This window comes from Pseudomonas sp. v388 (assembly GCF_003935425.1).
Classification (GTDB): Bacteria; Pseudomonadota; Gammaproteobacteria; order Pseudomonadales; family Pseudomonadaceae; genus Aquipseudomonas.
Genome location: NZ_RHQN01000008.1, coordinates 99132 through 114014, shown reverse-complemented (window position 1 = coordinate 114014; position 14883 = coordinate 99132). Strand labels below are relative to the sequence as shown.

The 14883-nt window shown below is 61.1% G+C and carries 17 protein-coding genes; 6 read left to right on the top strand and 11 right to left on the bottom strand.

Going from position 1 to position 14883, the window contains the following annotated elements:
• Window positions 1–4: 4 nt before the first annotated feature.
• The 6 genes from rbsD to EGJ27_RS18895 are packed head-to-tail and all read right to left on the bottom strand — an operon-like array spanning window position 5 to window position 5924.
• Window positions 5–409: a D-ribose pyranase gene (gene rbsD / locus EGJ27_RS18920; protein ID WP_125832269.1), complete on the bottom strand. Its 405-nt coding sequence runs from the start codon at window positions 407–409 to the stop codon at window positions 5–7.
• Window positions 406–1326, bottom strand: coding sequence for a ribokinase (gene rbsK / locus EGJ27_RS18915; protein WP_125832268.1), 921 nt, complete (start codon window positions 1324–1326; stop codon window positions 406–408). The genes rbsD and rbsK overlap by 4 nt, the downstream gene beginning before the upstream one ends.
• A gap of 30 nt (window positions 1327–1356) precedes the next feature.
• Complete coding sequence (locus tag EGJ27_RS18910) at window positions 1357–2370, bottom strand: LacI family DNA-binding transcriptional regulator (protein WP_125832267.1); 1014 nt, start codon at window positions 2368–2370, stop codon at window positions 1357–1359.
• A gap of 1 nt (window position 2371) precedes the next feature.
• Window positions 2372–3364: an ABC transporter permease gene (locus EGJ27_RS18905; RefSeq protein ID WP_125832266.1), complete on the bottom strand. Its 993-nt coding sequence runs from the start codon at window positions 3362–3364 to the stop codon at window positions 2372–2374.
• Window positions 3361–4914, bottom strand: a complete 1554-nt coding sequence (locus EGJ27_RS18900) for a sugar ABC transporter ATP-binding protein (protein ID WP_125832265.1) — start codon at window positions 4912–4914, stop codon at window positions 3361–3363. The genes EGJ27_RS18905 and EGJ27_RS18900 overlap by 4 nt, the downstream gene beginning before the upstream one ends.
• Before the next feature lie 53 nt (window positions 4915–4967).
• The gene (locus EGJ27_RS18895) at window positions 4968–5924 is read right to left on the bottom strand and encodes a sugar ABC transporter substrate-binding protein (protein ID WP_125832264.1); all 957 of its coding nucleotides are present in this window, start codon (window positions 5922–5924) and stop codon (window positions 4968–4970) included.
• Between the two features lie 264 nt (window positions 5925–6188).
• Here EGJ27_RS18895 and EGJ27_RS18890 point away from each other — a divergent pair, with 264 nt between their 5' ends.
• The 3 genes from EGJ27_RS18890 to EGJ27_RS18880 all read left to right on the top strand — a co-directional run bounded on the left by EGJ27_RS18890 (window position 6189) and on the right by EGJ27_RS18880 (window position 8192).
• The gene (locus EGJ27_RS18890) at window positions 6189–6440 is read left to right on the top strand and encodes a DUF1654 domain-containing protein (RefSeq protein WP_125832263.1); all 252 of its coding nucleotides are present in this window, start codon (window positions 6189–6191) and stop codon (window positions 6438–6440) included.
• Window positions 6441–6580: 140 nt separating this feature from the next.
• On the top strand, window positions 6581–7546 hold the full coding sequence (locus tag EGJ27_RS18885) for an endonuclease (RefSeq protein WP_371920873.1): 966 nt from the start codon (window positions 6581–6583) through the stop codon (window positions 7544–7546).
• Between the two features lie 388 nt (window positions 7547–7934).
• The gene (locus tag EGJ27_RS18880) at window positions 7935–8192 is read left to right on the top strand and encodes a DUF6555 family protein (RefSeq protein ID WP_125832262.1); all 258 of its coding nucleotides are present in this window, start codon (window positions 7935–7937) and stop codon (window positions 8190–8192) included.
• Between the two features lie 38 nt (window positions 8193–8230).
• Here EGJ27_RS18880 and map read toward each other — a convergent pair whose 3' ends face one another.
• From map to EGJ27_RS18860, 4 genes are all read right to left on the bottom strand, one after another.
• Window positions 8231–9022 carry a type I methionyl aminopeptidase gene (gene map / locus EGJ27_RS18875; RefSeq protein WP_125832261.1) on the bottom strand — a complete coding sequence of 264 codons (792 nt, stop codon included), beginning with the start codon at window positions 9020–9022 and terminating at the stop codon, window positions 8231–8233.
• Complete coding sequence (locus EGJ27_RS18870; RefSeq protein WP_125832260.1) at window positions 9019–9261, bottom strand: ParD-like family protein; 243 nt, start codon at window positions 9259–9261, stop codon at window positions 9019–9021. The genes map and EGJ27_RS18870 overlap by 4 nt, the downstream gene beginning before the upstream one ends.
• Window positions 9262–9376: 115 nt before the next feature.
• A complete protein-coding gene (locus tag EGJ27_RS18865; RefSeq protein ID WP_125832259.1) occupies window positions 9377–9556 on the bottom strand; it encodes a hypothetical protein in 180 nt (59 codons plus the stop codon).
• A gap of 209 nt (window positions 9557–9765) precedes the next feature.
• Entirely contained in the window at window positions 9766–10797 is a 1032-nt protein-coding gene (locus tag EGJ27_RS18860; protein WP_125832258.1) for an Ldh family oxidoreductase, read from the bottom strand.
• Window positions 10798–10993: 196 nt separating this feature from the next.
• Here EGJ27_RS18860 and EGJ27_RS18855 point away from each other — a divergent pair, with 196 nt between their 5' ends.
• Both EGJ27_RS18855 and EGJ27_RS18850 read left to right on the top strand, forming a co-directional pair.
• Window positions 10994–12019 carry a FecR family protein gene (locus tag EGJ27_RS18855; RefSeq protein ID WP_125832257.1) on the top strand — a complete coding sequence of 342 codons (1026 nt, stop codon included), beginning with the start codon at window positions 10994–10996 and terminating at the stop codon, window positions 12017–12019.
• 213 nt (window positions 12020–12232) lie between these two features.
• Window positions 12233–12619 (top strand): Fe2+/Zn2+ uptake regulation protein, encoded by a 387-nt coding sequence (locus tag EGJ27_RS18850; protein ID WP_125832256.1) that lies wholly within the window; start codon window positions 12233–12235, stop codon window positions 12617–12619.
• A gap of 24 nt (window positions 12620–12643) precedes the next feature.
• Here the strand turns inward: EGJ27_RS18850 and EGJ27_RS18845 are convergent, their stop codons facing one another.
• Window positions 12644–12832, bottom strand: a complete 189-nt coding sequence (locus EGJ27_RS18845; protein WP_125832255.1) for a hypothetical protein — start codon at window positions 12830–12832, stop codon at window positions 12644–12646.
• Window positions 12833–13074: 242 nt separating this feature from the next.
• On the opposite strand from EGJ27_RS18845, the gene EGJ27_RS18840 reads away from it, so the two are divergent.
• Window positions 13075–14883, top strand: coding sequence for a monovalent cation:proton antiporter-2 (CPA2) family protein (locus EGJ27_RS18840; RefSeq protein ID WP_125832254.1), 1809 nt, complete (start codon window positions 13075–13077; stop codon window positions 14881–14883).

Below are 14883 nucleotides of genomic sequence, written 5' to 3'. Positions count from 1 at the left end.
GCGCCTAGAACACCACACCGGCCATCAGCGCTACATTGCTGTAGGGCTGGCACTCTCCGGTGCGCACGATGGCCTTGGCCTTGCGGCTCATGGCTTTCAGTTCTTCATGACTGACCCAGCGCTGCTGACCCAGCTGACCGTCCAGGTTCAGGCTCTCGATGACCTGCAATGCGGGCGGCTGAGCCCTGACCATTTCGTCGGCCAGGACGTGGCTTTCGACCTGCATTTCGGTCAGCACTACATCGAGCACGCTGACAAAATCCGGCACACCGCGGGTCAACGCCAGGTCGATGAGTTCGACGCCAGGCGGAACGGGCATACCGGCGTCGACAATCATCAGGATATCGCCATGCCCAAGGGACGCGATGACCCGGGACAGTTCGATGTTGAGCAAGGCTGTTTTCTTCATGCTGGCTTGAAATCCTCTAGTTCAGCGAATGTCGGAATGGACGGCTGGGCACCGGCGCGGGTAACCGACAATGCGGCGGCAGCCTGCCCGAAGCGAATGGCTGCCAGCTCGTCCCGGCCGTCGGCGAGGGCCGCTGCGAAACCGCCGACAAAGGTGTCCCCTGCCGCCGTGGTGTCCAGCGCCTTGACCACGGTCGCGGGCAAATGCTCACAGCCGTCGGCATTGGCCCGTACCGTACCACGCTCACCGAGGGTAATGATCACGCTTCCCACCCCCGCCGCCAGTAAGAGCGCAGCGGCCTGTTCGGCGGCTGCCGGGGAATCGACAGTCAGCCCGGTGAGTGCCTGGGCCTCGCCTTCATTGGGGATCAGGTAGTCGATCATTGGATACCAATCGGCCGGCAACGGCGCAGTCACCGGGGCCGGGTTGAGAATGACGGTCTTGCCCAGTTGTCGGGCACGGGCCAGCGTATGACGAACCGTCTCGGTCGGCACTTCCAGCTGGCAGATGACTATCCGGGCATCCGCCAGCAGCCCGTCGAATCTCTCGACCACTTCAGGCGTCAGCGCGCCATTGGCGCCGGCCACGATGACGATTGCGTTCTGGCTGGCGGCATCGACCACGATGGAAGCGATGCCGGTCGAGACACCGTCGACGGTCGTCAGACCCTGGCAATCGATCTGTTCGGCCAACAGCGCATCGCGCAACTGCGTGCCATACGCATCCTCACCGACACAGCCGATCATCGCCACCGACGCACCCAGACGGGCCGCCGCCACCGCCTGATTGGCGCCCTTGCCGCCCGGCATGGTGCCGAACGTATCACCGGCCAGCGTCTCGCCGGGGCGCGGCAGACGCTGGGCGCGGATGACCAGGTCCATATTGAGGCTGCCCACTATCACTATCTTTGCTTGCATGGTTCGTTCACTCGTCGCTAAGCGTCAGCATTATTCTGGAAACACGATGGGTGCAGCCGTGGACTCGCGTAAAACGACGCTGGGCGTGACCAGCCGCCGCTGCACTGACTGCCCCTGGGGCGCAGCGATCCTGCGCAGCAACATTTCCGCCGCCGTTTCCCCCAACTGCCGAATCGACTGCCCAACAGTGGTTAACGCCGGGTAGACGTAGCGGCTCATCTGGATGTCATCGAAACCCACGACCGACAGATCCCGTGGAACGCAGACCTGGCGTTCGGCCGCTGCGCGCAGCACGCCGATGGCGATCACGTCATTGCCGGCAAAGATTGCCGTCGGCGCCTGACCGCTCAGTAATGCCACGGCGGCCTCGTAACCGGCAGGACTGCTGAATTCGCTGTTCACCGCCCAGCCCGGCAAAACCGCGATACCCGCCTGGTGCATGGCGCGCCGATAGCCGGCCAGACGCATATCCGCGACTGACGTATTCGCCGGCCCGCCGATACAGGCGATCAGTCGATGACCCAGCCCCAGCAAATGACAGGTCGCCAGATAAGCACCCTGCTCATGGTCAATGCGCACCATATCCGCTTCGATCCCTTCCAGCTCACGATCGACCACCACCAGCGGCGTGCGCACCTCGGCCAGCCCGCCGGCGATGCTGACGTCGCCATCCACCGACGAGACGATCAGACCATCGACGCGCTTCTCCAGCAGCACGCGCAGGTAGCTGCGCTGCTTCTCCGGGTTGTCGTCGGAGTTGCACAGGATCACGCAGAAACCGTTGCGCTCGCAGTGATCCTCGATGCCCCTGGCCAGTTCGGCAAAATACGGGTTGATGCCGTTGGGAATCAGCAGGCCGATGGTGCAGGTGTTCTTGGCCTTGAGCGATCGGGCCACTGCGCTGGGTACATAGTCCAGCTGCGCGATCGCCGCCTCGACCTTGAGCCGCACCGGTTCGCTGACCGGACGGGTCTTGTTCAGAACATGGGACACCGTGGTGTAGGAAATCCCTGCGAGTGCTGCTACGTCTTTGATGGTGGCCATGTCAGCTCTGTCGGCGCGCCCGGTGGCTGCGGTAAGTATCGAGTACGACCGCGATCACGATCACGGCACCGGTAATGATACGTTTGGTCGGCTCGCTCGCGCCGATCTGCGCCAACCCGGCAGCCAGCACCGAAATGATCAGCACGCCGAAGAAAGTGCTGATGATCGAGCCGCGACCACCCATCAGGCTGGTGCCGCCAATGACCACGGCAGCAATGACCTGCAGTTCGAGCCCGGCGCCGGCGTTCGGGTCGGCGGCTTCCAGGCGCGATATCTGGAACAGCGCCGCCACGCCGGCCAGCAGGCCCATCAGCGAGAACACCAGAATCTTGTACGGTTTGGGATTGATACCCGCCAGCCTGACGGCCTCTTCATTGGTGCCGATGCCGATCAGGTAACGGCCGAAAACCGTGCGCGTGAGCACCGCCTGAGCGACGAAGATCACCAGCAGCGCGATAATGAACGACGGCGAAATGCCGAACGCGACCGGGTTGGACAGCCAGGCGAACGAATCGCCAATGTAGGCGGTGCGCGAGTTGGTCATCTGATACGCGACGCCGCGCGCCATCTCCAGCACGCCCAGCGACACGATGAAGGACGGAATACGCCAAGCCACGGTAATCGAACCGGTGATAGTGCCGGCCAGAGTGGCGCAGCCGATGCCCAGCAGTGCGGCGGGAAAAACGCTCCAGCCCCAGCCGAGAATCGCCACGCTGACCGCCGAGGCCGCCAGCGCCAGCACCGAACCGACCGACAGGTCGATACCGCCGATAATGAGCACCAGCGTCATGCCCACCGCCAGCACCATAAGGTCCGGGATCTGGTTGGCCAGGGTGCTGAACGTCTGGTACGACAGGAAGTGATCGCTGAGCACTGAAAACAGCACGATCATCGCCAGCAAGGCGCCCGCCAGGCCCAGGTAAGTGCCCAGGCCGTAATAATTGCCACCGCGCCGCGCAGCAGGCGTCAGCGTCTGGGAGGTGATATTTTTCATGAGTCGTTCCTGGGCGCCGCTTCGCTGAGCAGCGCATCACGTTTCTGGTAGCCGGCGAATGCGGCGGCGAGCAATTGATCCTGGGACCAGCTGTCACGCTCGAAGGTATCGATCAGGCGCCCGGCCGACAGCACGCCGATCCGGTCGGAGATCAGCATCAGCTCGCGCAAGTCGCTGGACACCACCACCAGCGCCCTGCCCTGACGGGTCAGCTCGGCCAGCAGTGCGTAAATATCGAACTTGGCACCGACATCGATGCCACGGGTAGGTTCGTCGAACAGCATCACCGGGCAGTCGCGCTCCAGCCAGCGGCCGATCACCACTTTCTGCTGGTTGCCGCCGGACAATTCCGACACTGGCTGTGAAGGACTGGAACTGCGAATGCGCATGGCGTCGATCTGCCGCTGCGCCAGGTGCAGTTCGTCACGCGACCTGACCAGGCCCCCGCTCGAAATCGCTGCCATATTGCCCAAGGCAATGTTGGCACTGATGGATTGGGTCATCAGCAGACCCTCGCTTTTGCGATCCTCGGTAATCAGCGCGATGCCGTGCTCCACGGCGTCGCTGGGCGAGCCGATCGTCACCTCACGCAATGGTCGCCCCACTTCAATACTGCCGCTGTCGAGGCGGTCGGCGCCGTATATCAAGCGAAGCAGTTCGGTCCGCCCTGCGCCGATCAGCCCGGAAATCCCGAAGATCTCGCCGCTGCGCACACTGAAGGATACGTCCTGGACCTTGCCCGCCCGGGTGAGATTCTTCACCGACAGCGCCACGTCGCCGATGTGCCGTTCACCCATGTCGATGTGTTCACCCAATTCGCGACCGACCATCAAGGTGACCAGTTGCTCGCTGTCGTAGCGGGCGATGGGTTCGACACACACCAGCGTGCCGTCGCGCAGTACCGCAATGCGTTGCGACACCCTGGCGAGTTCTTCCAGACGATGGGAGATATAGATGATCGAAACGCCCTGAGCCTGCAAGCGCGTGATCTGCTCAAAAAGCATCTCGACTTCGCGTGAGGTGAGCATTGCCGTCGGCTCGTCGAGAATCAGCACGTGGCAATCGCCCACCAGATTGCGGGCGATTTCAACCATCTGTTGGTGGCCGATGCCCAGATCCCCCACCAATGTATCCGGGTCGATGGCTTCAAGGCCCACCTGGGCCATTGCCTTGACCGCGTTCTCCCGCAGCCGTTTGCGATCGATCCAGCCCGCACGGCGCGGCAGGTCATCCAGGAACAGGTTCTCGGCTACGGTCAGGGTCGGCAGCAGGTTGAGTTCCTGCATGACCATGCGGATGCCGAGCTTTTCAGCCTCAGTGCGGCTGGTCGGCTGATACGGCCGGCCTTGGAAGGACATTTGCCCGGTGGTCGGGGTGACCAAGCCACCGATGATTTTCGACAGCGTGCTCTTGCCGGCGCCGTTTTCGCCGGTCAAGGCCAACACTTCGCCGCGCATCAACGTCAGGGTGATATCGCCCAGTACCGGCTGCGCGTAGGTCTTGCCGATGCCGCTGACTGAAAGTACAGCCGTCTGACCAGACGCTGACATAAGAATCTCCCGACCTCCGCCCGGTGCAGGCACGGAGGTCTCAAAGCAAGGAATCAGGGTTGGGTGACCAGCTCGACGGGCGTTTCGATCACGCCTTTGTCATTGGTCTCGACCTTTTCCCCTTTAACCTTCTTCAGTGCAGCCTCAATGCCGAACACCGCCTGTCGAGCGGCGAACTGATCTGCAGTGGCCAGCACCCGGCCGTCCTTGAGCATCGGCTTGATGGCATTGATGTTGTCGTAACCGACCACCAGCACCTTGCCCGCCTTGCCAGCGGCACGCACCGCCGACACGACACCCAGCGCCATGCTGTCGTTACCGGCCAGCAGGGCCTTCAGGTTCGGGTACTCACTGAGCATCGCCGCGGCGACCGCACGGCCCTTGTCGATCTCCCAGTTGCCGGACTGGACCGAGACGATCTTCATCTGCGCAGCGTCCATGGCGTCCTTGAACCCTGCGGTACGCTGCTGAGCATTGGTGGTGGTCGGAACACCTTCGATGATGCCGACCTCATCGCCAGGCTTGAGCTGTTTGGCCAGGTACTCGCCGACCAGACCGGCACCCTTGCGGTTGTCGGGCCCTACGAACGGAATCTGCAGATTCTTGCTTTTGAGTACCTCGGCATCCAGCTGATTGTCGATGTTGACCACCTCAATACCCGCGTCCATGGCCTTTTTCAGGACCGGCACCAATGCCTTGGAATCGGCCGGGGCGATCACCAGCGCGTCGACCTTGGAGACGATCATTTGCTCGACGATGCGGATCTGGTTGGCAGTATCGGACTCGTCCTTGATGCCGTTGGATATCAGTTCGAACTGATCAGCATGTTCTTTCTGATAGGCCTTGGCGCCATCTTCCATGGTCAGGAAGAACTCATTGGCCAGGGATTTCATGACCAGCGCGACCTTGGGTTTTTCCGGGGTCTGGGCATGGACTGGAGCAAGGGGCAGGACCGCGGCAGCGGTGAACAGGGCGACAGCGAGAAGGCGTCCAGCGAATGGCAGCTTCATGGGGTTCATCTCCGATCTTGTGATTATTGTTCGGGCGAACGACGCAGGGCCGATCCGGAAATCGGCACGCAAACGTTTGCGAGACTTGCACTATGGGAAAAGTTTGCAGGGTTGTCAATCGACTGACCGCTGCCGTTCGTGACGTCATTGGCTGAGGAACCTTGCCGGAATTGCGCGCCAAGCGCTTGATCCTACTTAGTTCTTGCGAAAAATCCGACACTCAAATACTGTATGCCCGTACAGCACAAATCGGAGCATTCCTTCGTGGCAAAACAATCCGCAGCGACGCCCCCTGCTCCAGGCCCTTACGAGCGCCTCGGCATGCGGGTGCAGAAAATCATCAACTCCCCGAACGCACAAAAAGCCAAGGCGGCGCTTCTGTTTCGCTTGCCTGATGAATCGGAAGACGATTGGGCCCGGCTATTGGAAGAGATTGCAGAGAACGACAACGTAACACTGGCCTGGCGCGACGATGGCGGTGTCCAGCTGTTCTGGACCGTGCCCAAGGAAGACTGAGCGGATCAGCAAGACCGGAACGCACGTAGCAAGTATTCGAGCCCCCTCCCCAGGCAATTTTGATCATCACAACCGGCGCAACTCCAACCCTCATGATTTTGAATAGCTCTCTGCCAACACCCCGAACAACATTTCGTTCGATAACAAAGCTTTTTTGCGCCCTGGTGCTAGCCCTCTCAGCCGTTGGCCCCGCACTGGCTGAGCCTCCGGCGACGTTTTCCGAAGCCAAAGTGGTCGCCAAACAAAAGGTCTATCTCGACCAGGCAAACAGCGCTCAGGGCGACTTGTATTGCGGTTGCAAGTGGACGTGGGTAGGAAAGTCAGGCGGCCGTATCGATCCCGATTCGTGCGGGCTCAAAGCCAGAAAGCAGGAAAATCGCTCGGATCGGACCGAGTGGGAACATATCGTCCCCGCCTGGACGTTCGGCCACCAACGGCAGTGCTGGCAGAACGGCGGCCGCGAACACTGTGAAAACGACGATCCGGTGTTCAAGGCCATGGAGGCCGATTTGTTCAACCTCTATCCGGCGGTTGGCGAGGTAAACGGTGACCGGAGCAATTTCAACTATGGCATGGCCTCGAAGGTCGCCGCGCAATATGGGCAGTGCAAAACCAGGGTCGATTTCGAGCAGCGTGCGGCTGAGCCCCGTGATGAAGTGAAAGGCCTGGTGGCAAGAACGACGTTCTACATGTTCGATCGCTACAACTTGAGCATGTCGCGTCAGCAGCAACAACTGCTGATGGCGTGGGACAAGCAGTTTCCAGTGACCTCCTGGGAGCAGGAACGCAACAAACGCATCGCAGCGGTCATGGGCCATTCCAACCCTTTTGTGACCCACGAGCGTACCTGGACGCAGGGCTACAAACCGGTTGGAGACGGTGTCGTCAGCGCCCTGCCGAAACGGACCTCGCAAACGGCAGCGCCACGGTCCGATGCCGGATCGGTCACCACGACGTCGGTCATCGGCAACAGCAATAGTCATGTGTATCACCTGCCCGAGGGTTGCCCGAGCTACGACAAGGTTTCGGCGAAAAACCGGATCGCCTTCAAATCCGAATCCGCCGCGCAGGCCGCGGGTTATCGCAAGGCCGGTAACTGCAGATGAGCTGCACAGGCTTTAACCCTGCCTGGTGGCGAGTGGGCTGTTGAAAGCAAGGCTGTTGGCTGGATGACATGGGTTGCGCCAGGACTGGGCGTCATGCTCAGTCGGCCCAATTGCCGTTTTGGATAAAAAACCAGCCTCAAATCCATCCAATTGGATGTGGCACTGTGCCACTGGTCGGACCGGCATTCACGGCACCCTGGAACCTTGTAACGTCATGTCTGTAATTCAGAGACAGCAGTCCGATCAAGGCCGCTTGAAGTAATGCATGCCTGTATCGCTCTCGAAATGAAGTAGCAGCGCCTGAAGCAGTTGCCTGCTCCCGCTACGCAGTACCCCCACGTACTCATTTTTGGATGGGCGCAGTCTTTGCGCCCCACAGGCGGACACGATGAATAGCCAGACGGAATTCGAGATTCATTACCAGTTCGAAGGCGAGCCCCGGCATTTCCTTCATCAGGCGCCGCAACTCTGTTTAAGCGATGCTTTGCATTTCGCCACGTTGCATGCCGGCGTAGGCACAGTCAGCGGCAACATCGCCGCCGGGCCTGTAAGACTGGCAACCCTGCAAGCGCTGGGTTTCGGCGTGAGCCAGGTGCATTGGAAAAAGCATCAGGGCGGGTCATTCAACGACGAAAAGGGGACGTGACGCGAATCGGACATTAACGCCGATTCGCGGCCCCATGATCAGATGGGCGGATAGCTGCCCGTTCCTTCAGGCCAGGGCGTCAGCAACTCGAAACCGGTCTGGGTGACGGCAACCATGTGCTCCCATTGAGCTGACAGAGACAAGTCACGAGTCAACACCGTCCAGCCATCCGGCATGGATCGAGTACCTGCCTTGCCGGCGTTGATCATTGGCTCGATGGTGAACACCATTCCAGGTTTCAACCGCAGCCCCTTACCGGGCGTTCCGTAATGCAGTACCTGAGGGTCTTCATGGTACTGGCGGCCTATCCCGTGCCCGCAGTATTCACGCACCACGCTGAAACCTTCGCGATGGGCCACCGTCTGGATGGCGTGACCGATGTCACCGAGGGTGGCGCCGGGACGTACGGCATGAATGCCGGCGCGGGTTGCTTCGTAAGTAGTTTCCACCAGCCGACGCGCCAGTGGGCTCACCTCGCCAACCAGATACATGCGACTGGTGTCGCCGTACCAGCCATCCTTGATGACCGCCACGTCGATGTTGACGATATCACCGTCCTTGAGAATGTCCGAAGGCGACGGGATGCCATGGCACACCACGGCATTGGGCGAAATGCAGGTGGTCTTGGTAAACCCGTGGTAACCGACGTTCGCCGGTATGACCTTGAGTTCTTCAACGATATAGCGGTTGCAGATATCGTCCAGCGCCTCGGTACTGACACCTGGCTTGACGTGTGGAGCGATCATGGCCAGTACATCTGCCGCCAGGCGTCCAGCGATGCGCAGCTGTACCAGATCTTGCTCGGTCTTGAGGTTGATCGAATGGCTCATGAAGCCACCTGAACGAGAGAAGGAGCATCACCAGCCTGCACGGTAGGCATGGCGCCTTCTACATCCTGGATACGAATCAGCAGCTGGCAGATCTGACTGTAATCAAGGGTGGGATGCAATTCGGCGATCATGCCGACCCGCATCCAGTGTTCTGCCTGAGCGTTGATGGAACGCCCCAGCGCAACGCTGCCTGCACGGACATTGGCGTGCATGTGTTCGGAAATCTTGACCAGCCCCATGGTTCACCTCGCGTTTGAATATACGAAGCATATATGTTTCGTATATCGACAAGCAACGCGAAGTTGAGCTTGCTCGACAACCACGCTGGCCTGCGGACCCCTCATGCGGCAGCCATCACTCGCCTGCGCTGCAAGACCGGGCAGTCTCGATCACCTTGGTGATTTGCGATTCATAGGCGTTGAACTGACGAAGCGCAGCGGCCAGCGCCAGGAAATCTTCCCTCTGCATTTCATCGAGCAATGGCGTGGCAAACTGATGCTGGGCAACCGGGCTTTGTACAGAATTCAAGGACATGACAAACCTCATTTGCGGATACTGTGTATACATACAGTATTTAAATTTCCGCACCAAGGCAACCCTGGAATCGACGAATGGTCAGCGACGGCGATTGCCTCCCCCTGCCGCTGATGACCAGCGGCAGGGGGGAGAATAACGTCGCTAACTCAAAACCTATGGGGTGGTATTAAAGCACCGTTGCCGGATGGCCGCCCGCCTGCTCCCGTTCAATTCCCTGCCAGCGCTTCGAGTCGAGCCCAGTCGCTTTCGCGAATCGCGATGCCGGTCATTGCAGCCTTGGCGCGTTCCGCATAGCGCCGATCACCCGGCATCCGTTCCTGGCCGGCCTCGTGAAGCTGGCGCACGAGTTCCTCGCTGCGCTGAGCAAAATGCCCAGCACCGCCTTTGTCAGGATCGATGACGATGATGACCTGCCCGGTCCAGGGCGTTTGGGCGCCCGGATGGTGTGACCAGTCGAAGTCGAAAGAGAAGTTGCCGCCGGTCAGCGCGGCTGCCAGCAGCTCCACCATCATGGAAAGTGCCGAGCCTTTATGACCGCCGAACGGCAGCAGCGCGCCGCCTTGCAGGATTGCCTTGGGGTCCTGGGTCGGCAGGCCTTGTGCGTCGACCCCCATTCCCGGCGGCAGTCGGTGGCCTTCCCGGGCAGCGATCTGCACGTCACCGTGGGCGATGGCGCTGGTCGCCAGGTCGAACACGATGGGGCCGCCGCCAGCGCGAGGTGCGGCGAAGGCAATGGGGTTGGTGCCCAACACCGGCTTCGTCGCGCCATGAGGTACGACACAGGTCATGCTGTTGACCATACTCAACGCGACCAGGCCCTCTTCGGCGAATGGTTCAACGTCCGGCCACAAGGCAGCGAAGTGATGGGAGCTGCGTATCGCCAGAATCGCGATGCCCGCGCTTCGGGCCTTGGTCACCAGCAATGCTCGTGCGGCAGCCAGGGCCGGTTGCGCGAAGCCGTTGGCGGCATTGACCCGGACGAAGGCGGCCGCGACGTCTTCGACCACAGGCACTGCGCGCCCGTCGACCCAGCCGCTGGCCAGCGATGAAAGATAACCTGGAATCCGGAAGATGCCGTGGCTGTGGCATCCGTCCCGCTGGGCGCTGGCGCAGTTCTCGGACAGCACCCTCGCCACCTCGTCCGACGTGCCATGGGTGATGAAGATGCGATACAGCACGTCGACCAGCTCCTGCCAGGAGATGGATCTGGGCATGTCATTGTCGGCAGTGGTAGCCATAGGATGCTCCGTGATCGGGAAGATGGACGCGGGACTCACACCGTACTGAGGAAAGGCCCGGGCTGGAATGTCATCAATGAGAGCCGATCACATTCACGAACTAATAGAGCCCGCCTTGATACTCAATAGCCATACGTTGTTCTCCCCAAAGGAGATCAAGGAGTAGAATGCGCCATCAGTCAAGCACGGAGCGCCCATGAGCGAGCCTTTACTCAGCGAAGCAGATTACGACGCCGTCACCGATGCCGCCGCGCACTGGTGCATGCGTCTGCACGCCGAGGACTGCACCGATGCCGAACGGCGGATCTTCGCGCAGTGGCACGCGGCCGATCCGCGCCATGCGAGCGAGTATCAGGCGATGTGTGAAATCTGGGAGCTGTCGGCGGACGTGCCGGCAGTCAATCCGGCACCCACCCCATTGTCATTGGCCGTTCCGGCACCGGCCATGCGCCACCGCACACGCAATTGGCATCCCCTGGCGGCGGCAGCGGCCATCGTGGCGCTGGCGCTGCCGGTCGCAGGTTATATAGGCTGGAATCAGGGGCTGATTCCCAACGCCTACGAAACCTACGATGCGCAGGACGCTCCCCGACTGGTCACCATGTCGGACGGCAGCCGCGTGGAACTCAACCTGGGCACTCGACTGACGTACCTCAACTTCAAGGATCGGCGCAGCGTAACCCTTGCCAAGGGTGAGGCGTTTTTCGAGGTCAGCCATGACAGTGCCCATCCGTTCATAGTGGCTGCAGGTCAAGGCAGCGTCAGAGTGACCGGCACACGTTTCAACGTTTGGCTGTATGACGAACAAGTGCGCGTGACCCTGGTGGACGGTTCTGTCCAGGTGCGCAGCGATCGTACCGAGCCGGCTTCCGATACCCGACTGGCGCCCGGCATGCAGGCCAGCTACCGGCCTGGAGACTCACAGCCCCGGGTGAACACGACCAGTGTCCGGGACACCAGCCTGGCCTGGCGCAGCGGCAAGCTGATCTTCAATGATCTGCCGCTGAGCGAAGCCCTGCCGCTGATCAACCGTTACCTGCCCGAGCCGATTCTGCTGGGCGACAAGGCGACCGGCGACCTGCGCCTGGGCGGCAGCTATAACACCCGCGACATGTCGACGTTGCTCGCCACCCTGCCCAGGGTTCTGCCGGTGCGTGTCACACAGAATCAACAGGGCAATCCGGTGTTGACCAAACGCACCGGCAGTAATCCGCGGGGCTGACGGCTGCTTTGCCGCAAGCGCCGGCTTGGCCATTAAACATCCTGCAATAATCCTGCGCCTTCCCTTCAGGCCCCTGTCTCACCGGGCTTGAACGGTCGGCGAACAGCCTTGCCCTGCCCTTGATCGATTATTTTCCACAAATAATTGAGGATTGCCGGCACTCGTTCGTCTTAGTAATGAGTTCCCGTTAAATGCCTGAAAAGGAGTTTGCGCATGTTCAACCGACAAGGCGTCACGACACGCACCCTGCTGCGCCAGACGGCAATCGCCACCCAGGCGCCTGCGGCGCAAGCCGAGCGGCCCGGCAACGAACATATCCGCCTGTTACTCAAGAGTTTCGGCCTGCGCAGCAGTCTGGTCAGGCTCAAGGTGCTTGACGCGCTGCTGGTGGCCGGCGAGCAAGGCAAGGCCCTCGGCGTGCGCGGCGTGCATGGACATCTGCTGCGGCTTGACGTGCCGCTGTCATTTCTCAGTGTGCGTGAAGTGCTCAAGCGGTTGTGCGATGAAGGCGTGATCACGCTCGACGCCGACAAGACCTATCGACTGGATGCACGCGCCGCCGCCTGGCTCGACCATCCTGACAACGCGCCGGGCCGATGACCGATTGCCACCGGCCCGCCGTGCTCAGCGCTTGACCTTGCGGCGCATGATGCCGTTGAGGATCACCACCAGCACCGCCACGCCAATCGCGATGTACTGAAACGTCTTCTCGGTAATCACGCCGCTGTTCTGCAAGTGGGACAAGCCCAGCATGATTGCCAGCACGCCCAGGGCGATCAGAATCGAATACATCAAACGCTGCTTGTTGGTCATAACCGGGTTCCTGATTTCTTCATGATCTGCATTGGCCTCGCGCAAATGCGCGCCCATCTTACGCCCTTGCAGCACCGCATGCCTCTCCTCTCCCCGCGCCTGCGCCCGCGCCAGACAACCCAGTCATCACCTTTGTTGATGACCGTCATGGGTGAATGAACGTTGCCGTGTAAATTTCCCATGGTTTAATGCCCGTGCGTTTCAACATGTTTCCAGCCTTACGCTCGACCAAGGAGTCAACCATGCCCCATGAAGGCAGCCTGCTGCAGGCCGCAGTCGTGTTTCTGCTCGCCGCCGTACTCACCGTCCCGCTCGCCAAACGCCTGCAATTGGGCGCCGTGATCGGTTACCTGATCGCCGGAGTGATCATCGGCCCTTCGGTGCTGGGGTTGATCGGAGATACGGAGAGTGTCGCGCATATTTCGGAACTTGGGGTGGTATTGCTGCTGTTTATCATCGGCCTGGAGCTGTCGCCAAAACGCCTTTGGGTGATGCGCAAGTCGGTGTTCGGCGTTGGCATGGCGCAGGTGCTGTTGACCGGCATCGTGATCGGCGCAGTGGCCTTGCTCGCGTTCGGCCAGTCGCTCAACACCGCTGTGGTACTGGGCCTCGGGCTGGCGCTGTCGTCTACGGCGTTCGGTCTGCAAAGCCTTGCCGAACGCAAGGAGCTCAATAGCCCCCACGGCCGACTGGCGTTTGCCATTCTGCTGTTCCAGGACATTGCCGCGATTCCGCTGATTGCCCTGGTGCCCTTGCTCTCCGGCAGCGACCAGGCCCTCGATACCCACGACAGCCTGGTCCACGGCCTGCGGGTGCTGGGTGTCATCGCCATCGTGGTGATCGGCGGCCGCTATCTGCTGCGTCCGGTATTCCGCATCGTGGCCAAGACCCGCATTCAGGAAGTGTCCACCGCCACGGCCTTGCTGGTGGTGATCGGCACCGCCTGGCTGATGGAACTGGTGGGCGTGTCCATGGCGCTCGGCGCATTCCTGGCCGGTCTGCTGTTGGCGGACTCGGAATACCGCCACGAACTCGAATCGCAGATCGAGCCGTTCAAAGGCTTGTTGCTGGGTCTGTTTTTCATCAGCGTCGGCATGGGCGCCAACATCGGCCTGCTATTCAGCGCGCCGCTGGTGGTACTTGGCCTGACCTTGTTGCTGATCGCCATCAAGCTGCCGCTGCTGTTCTTCATCGGTCGGCTGGCCGGCGGGCTGGGCAAGCAGAGTGCGTTGCGGCTGGGACTGGTCCTGGCGGCGGGCGGCGAGTTCGCCTTTGTCGTGTTCAAGATCGGCAGCGATCAAGGTCTGTTCACCCCCGAGCTGTACGACCTGCTGATTCTGACCATCACCCTGTCGATGGCCATGACGCCGCTGCTGTTCATGGCCCTGGCCCGCTGGATCAGGCCCAAACCCAAGACCACCGAGGTGCCGGACGAGTATCGCGACATCCAGACCGACGAGCCGCGGGTGGTGATCGCCGGAATGGGCCGCATGGGCCAGATCGTGGCGCGAATCCTGCGGGCGCAGAAGATTCCTTTCATCGCCCTGGACACCGCCGTGGAATCCATCGAGTTCTCTCGCAGTTTCGGCAACGTGCCGGTGTTCTACGGCGACCCGTTGCGCCCGGAAATCCTGCGGGCGGCGAAGGTTCATGAAGCGGAGTTCTTCGTCATCGCCACCGATGACCCGGACACCAACATCAAGACCGCCGAACTGGTGCGCAAGCTGTACCCGCACATGAAGATCATCGCCCGGGCGCGCAACCGCCAGCACGTTCACCGGTTGATAGACGTCGGTGCTCAAGCGGTGCGGGAAACCTTCTATTCGAGCCTAGAAATGAGCCGGCAGACCCTGATGGGTCTGGGCTTGAGTCAGGCTCAGGCGGATGCGCGCATCGCCCGCTTCAAGCGCCATGACGAGCAGGTGTTGCAGGCGCAGCATGAAGTCTACGACGACGAAGCCAAGGTATTGCAGACCGCGCGGGAAGCCCGGGTCGAGCTGGCGCAACTGTTCGAGGCCGACCGCCTGGAGGAAGAAGCCGTCAGGCTCTAG

What these genes read in the sequence shown, in the direction of transcription:
- rbsD (WP_125832269.1), bottom strand. Translation starts at nt 409, where the DNA reads ATGAAGAAAACAGCCTTGCTCAACATCGAACTGTCCCGGGTCATCGCG.
- EGJ27_RS18840 (WP_125832254.1), top strand. Translation starts at nt 13,075, where the DNA reads ATGCCCCATGAAGGCAGCCTGCTGCAGGCCGCAGTCGTGTTTCTGCTC.
- rbsK (WP_125832268.1), bottom strand. Translation starts at nt 1,326, where the DNA reads ATGCAAGCAAAGATAGTGATAGTGGGCAGCCTCAATATGGACCTGGTC.
- EGJ27_RS18905 (WP_125832266.1), bottom strand. Translation starts at nt 3,364, where the DNA reads ATGAAAAATATCACCTCCCAGACGCTGACGCCTGCTGCGCGGCGCGGT.
- EGJ27_RS18855 (WP_125832257.1), top strand. Translation starts at nt 10,994, where the DNA reads ATGAGCGAGCCTTTACTCAGCGAAGCAGATTACGACGCCGTCACCGAT.
- EGJ27_RS18900 (WP_125832265.1), bottom strand. Translation starts at nt 4,914, where the DNA reads ATGTCAGCGTCTGGTCAGACGGCTGTACTTTCAGTCAGCGGCATCGGC.
- EGJ27_RS18865 (WP_125832259.1), bottom strand. Translation starts at nt 9,556, where the DNA reads ATGTCCTTGAATTCTGTACAAAGCCCGGTTGCCCAGCATCAGTTTGCC.
- map (WP_125832261.1), bottom strand. Translation starts at nt 9,022, where the DNA reads ATGAGCCATTCGATCAACCTCAAGACCGAGCAAGATCTGGTACAGCTG.
- EGJ27_RS18845 (WP_125832255.1), bottom strand. Translation starts at nt 12,832, where the DNA reads ATGACCAACAAGCAGCGTTTGATGTATTCGATTCTGATCGCCCTGGGC.
- EGJ27_RS18910 (WP_125832267.1), bottom strand. Translation starts at nt 2,370, where the DNA reads ATGGCCACCATCAAAGACGTAGCAGCACTCGCAGGGATTTCCTACACC.
- EGJ27_RS18870 (WP_125832260.1), bottom strand. Translation starts at nt 9,261, where the DNA reads ATGGGGCTGGTCAAGATTTCCGAACACATGCACGCCAATGTCCGTGCA.
- EGJ27_RS18895 (WP_125832264.1), bottom strand. Translation starts at nt 5,924, where the DNA reads ATGAAGCTGCCATTCGCTGGACGCCTTCTCGCTGTCGCCCTGTTCACC.
- EGJ27_RS18850 (WP_125832256.1), top strand. Translation starts at nt 12,233, where the DNA reads ATGTTCAACCGACAAGGCGTCACGACACGCACCCTGCTGCGCCAGACG.
- EGJ27_RS18880 (WP_125832262.1), top strand. Translation starts at nt 7,935, where the DNA reads ATGAATAGCCAGACGGAATTCGAGATTCATTACCAGTTCGAAGGCGAG.
- EGJ27_RS18860 (WP_125832258.1), bottom strand. Translation starts at nt 10,797, where the DNA reads ATGGCTACCACTGCCGACAATGACATGCCCAGATCCATCTCCTGGCAG.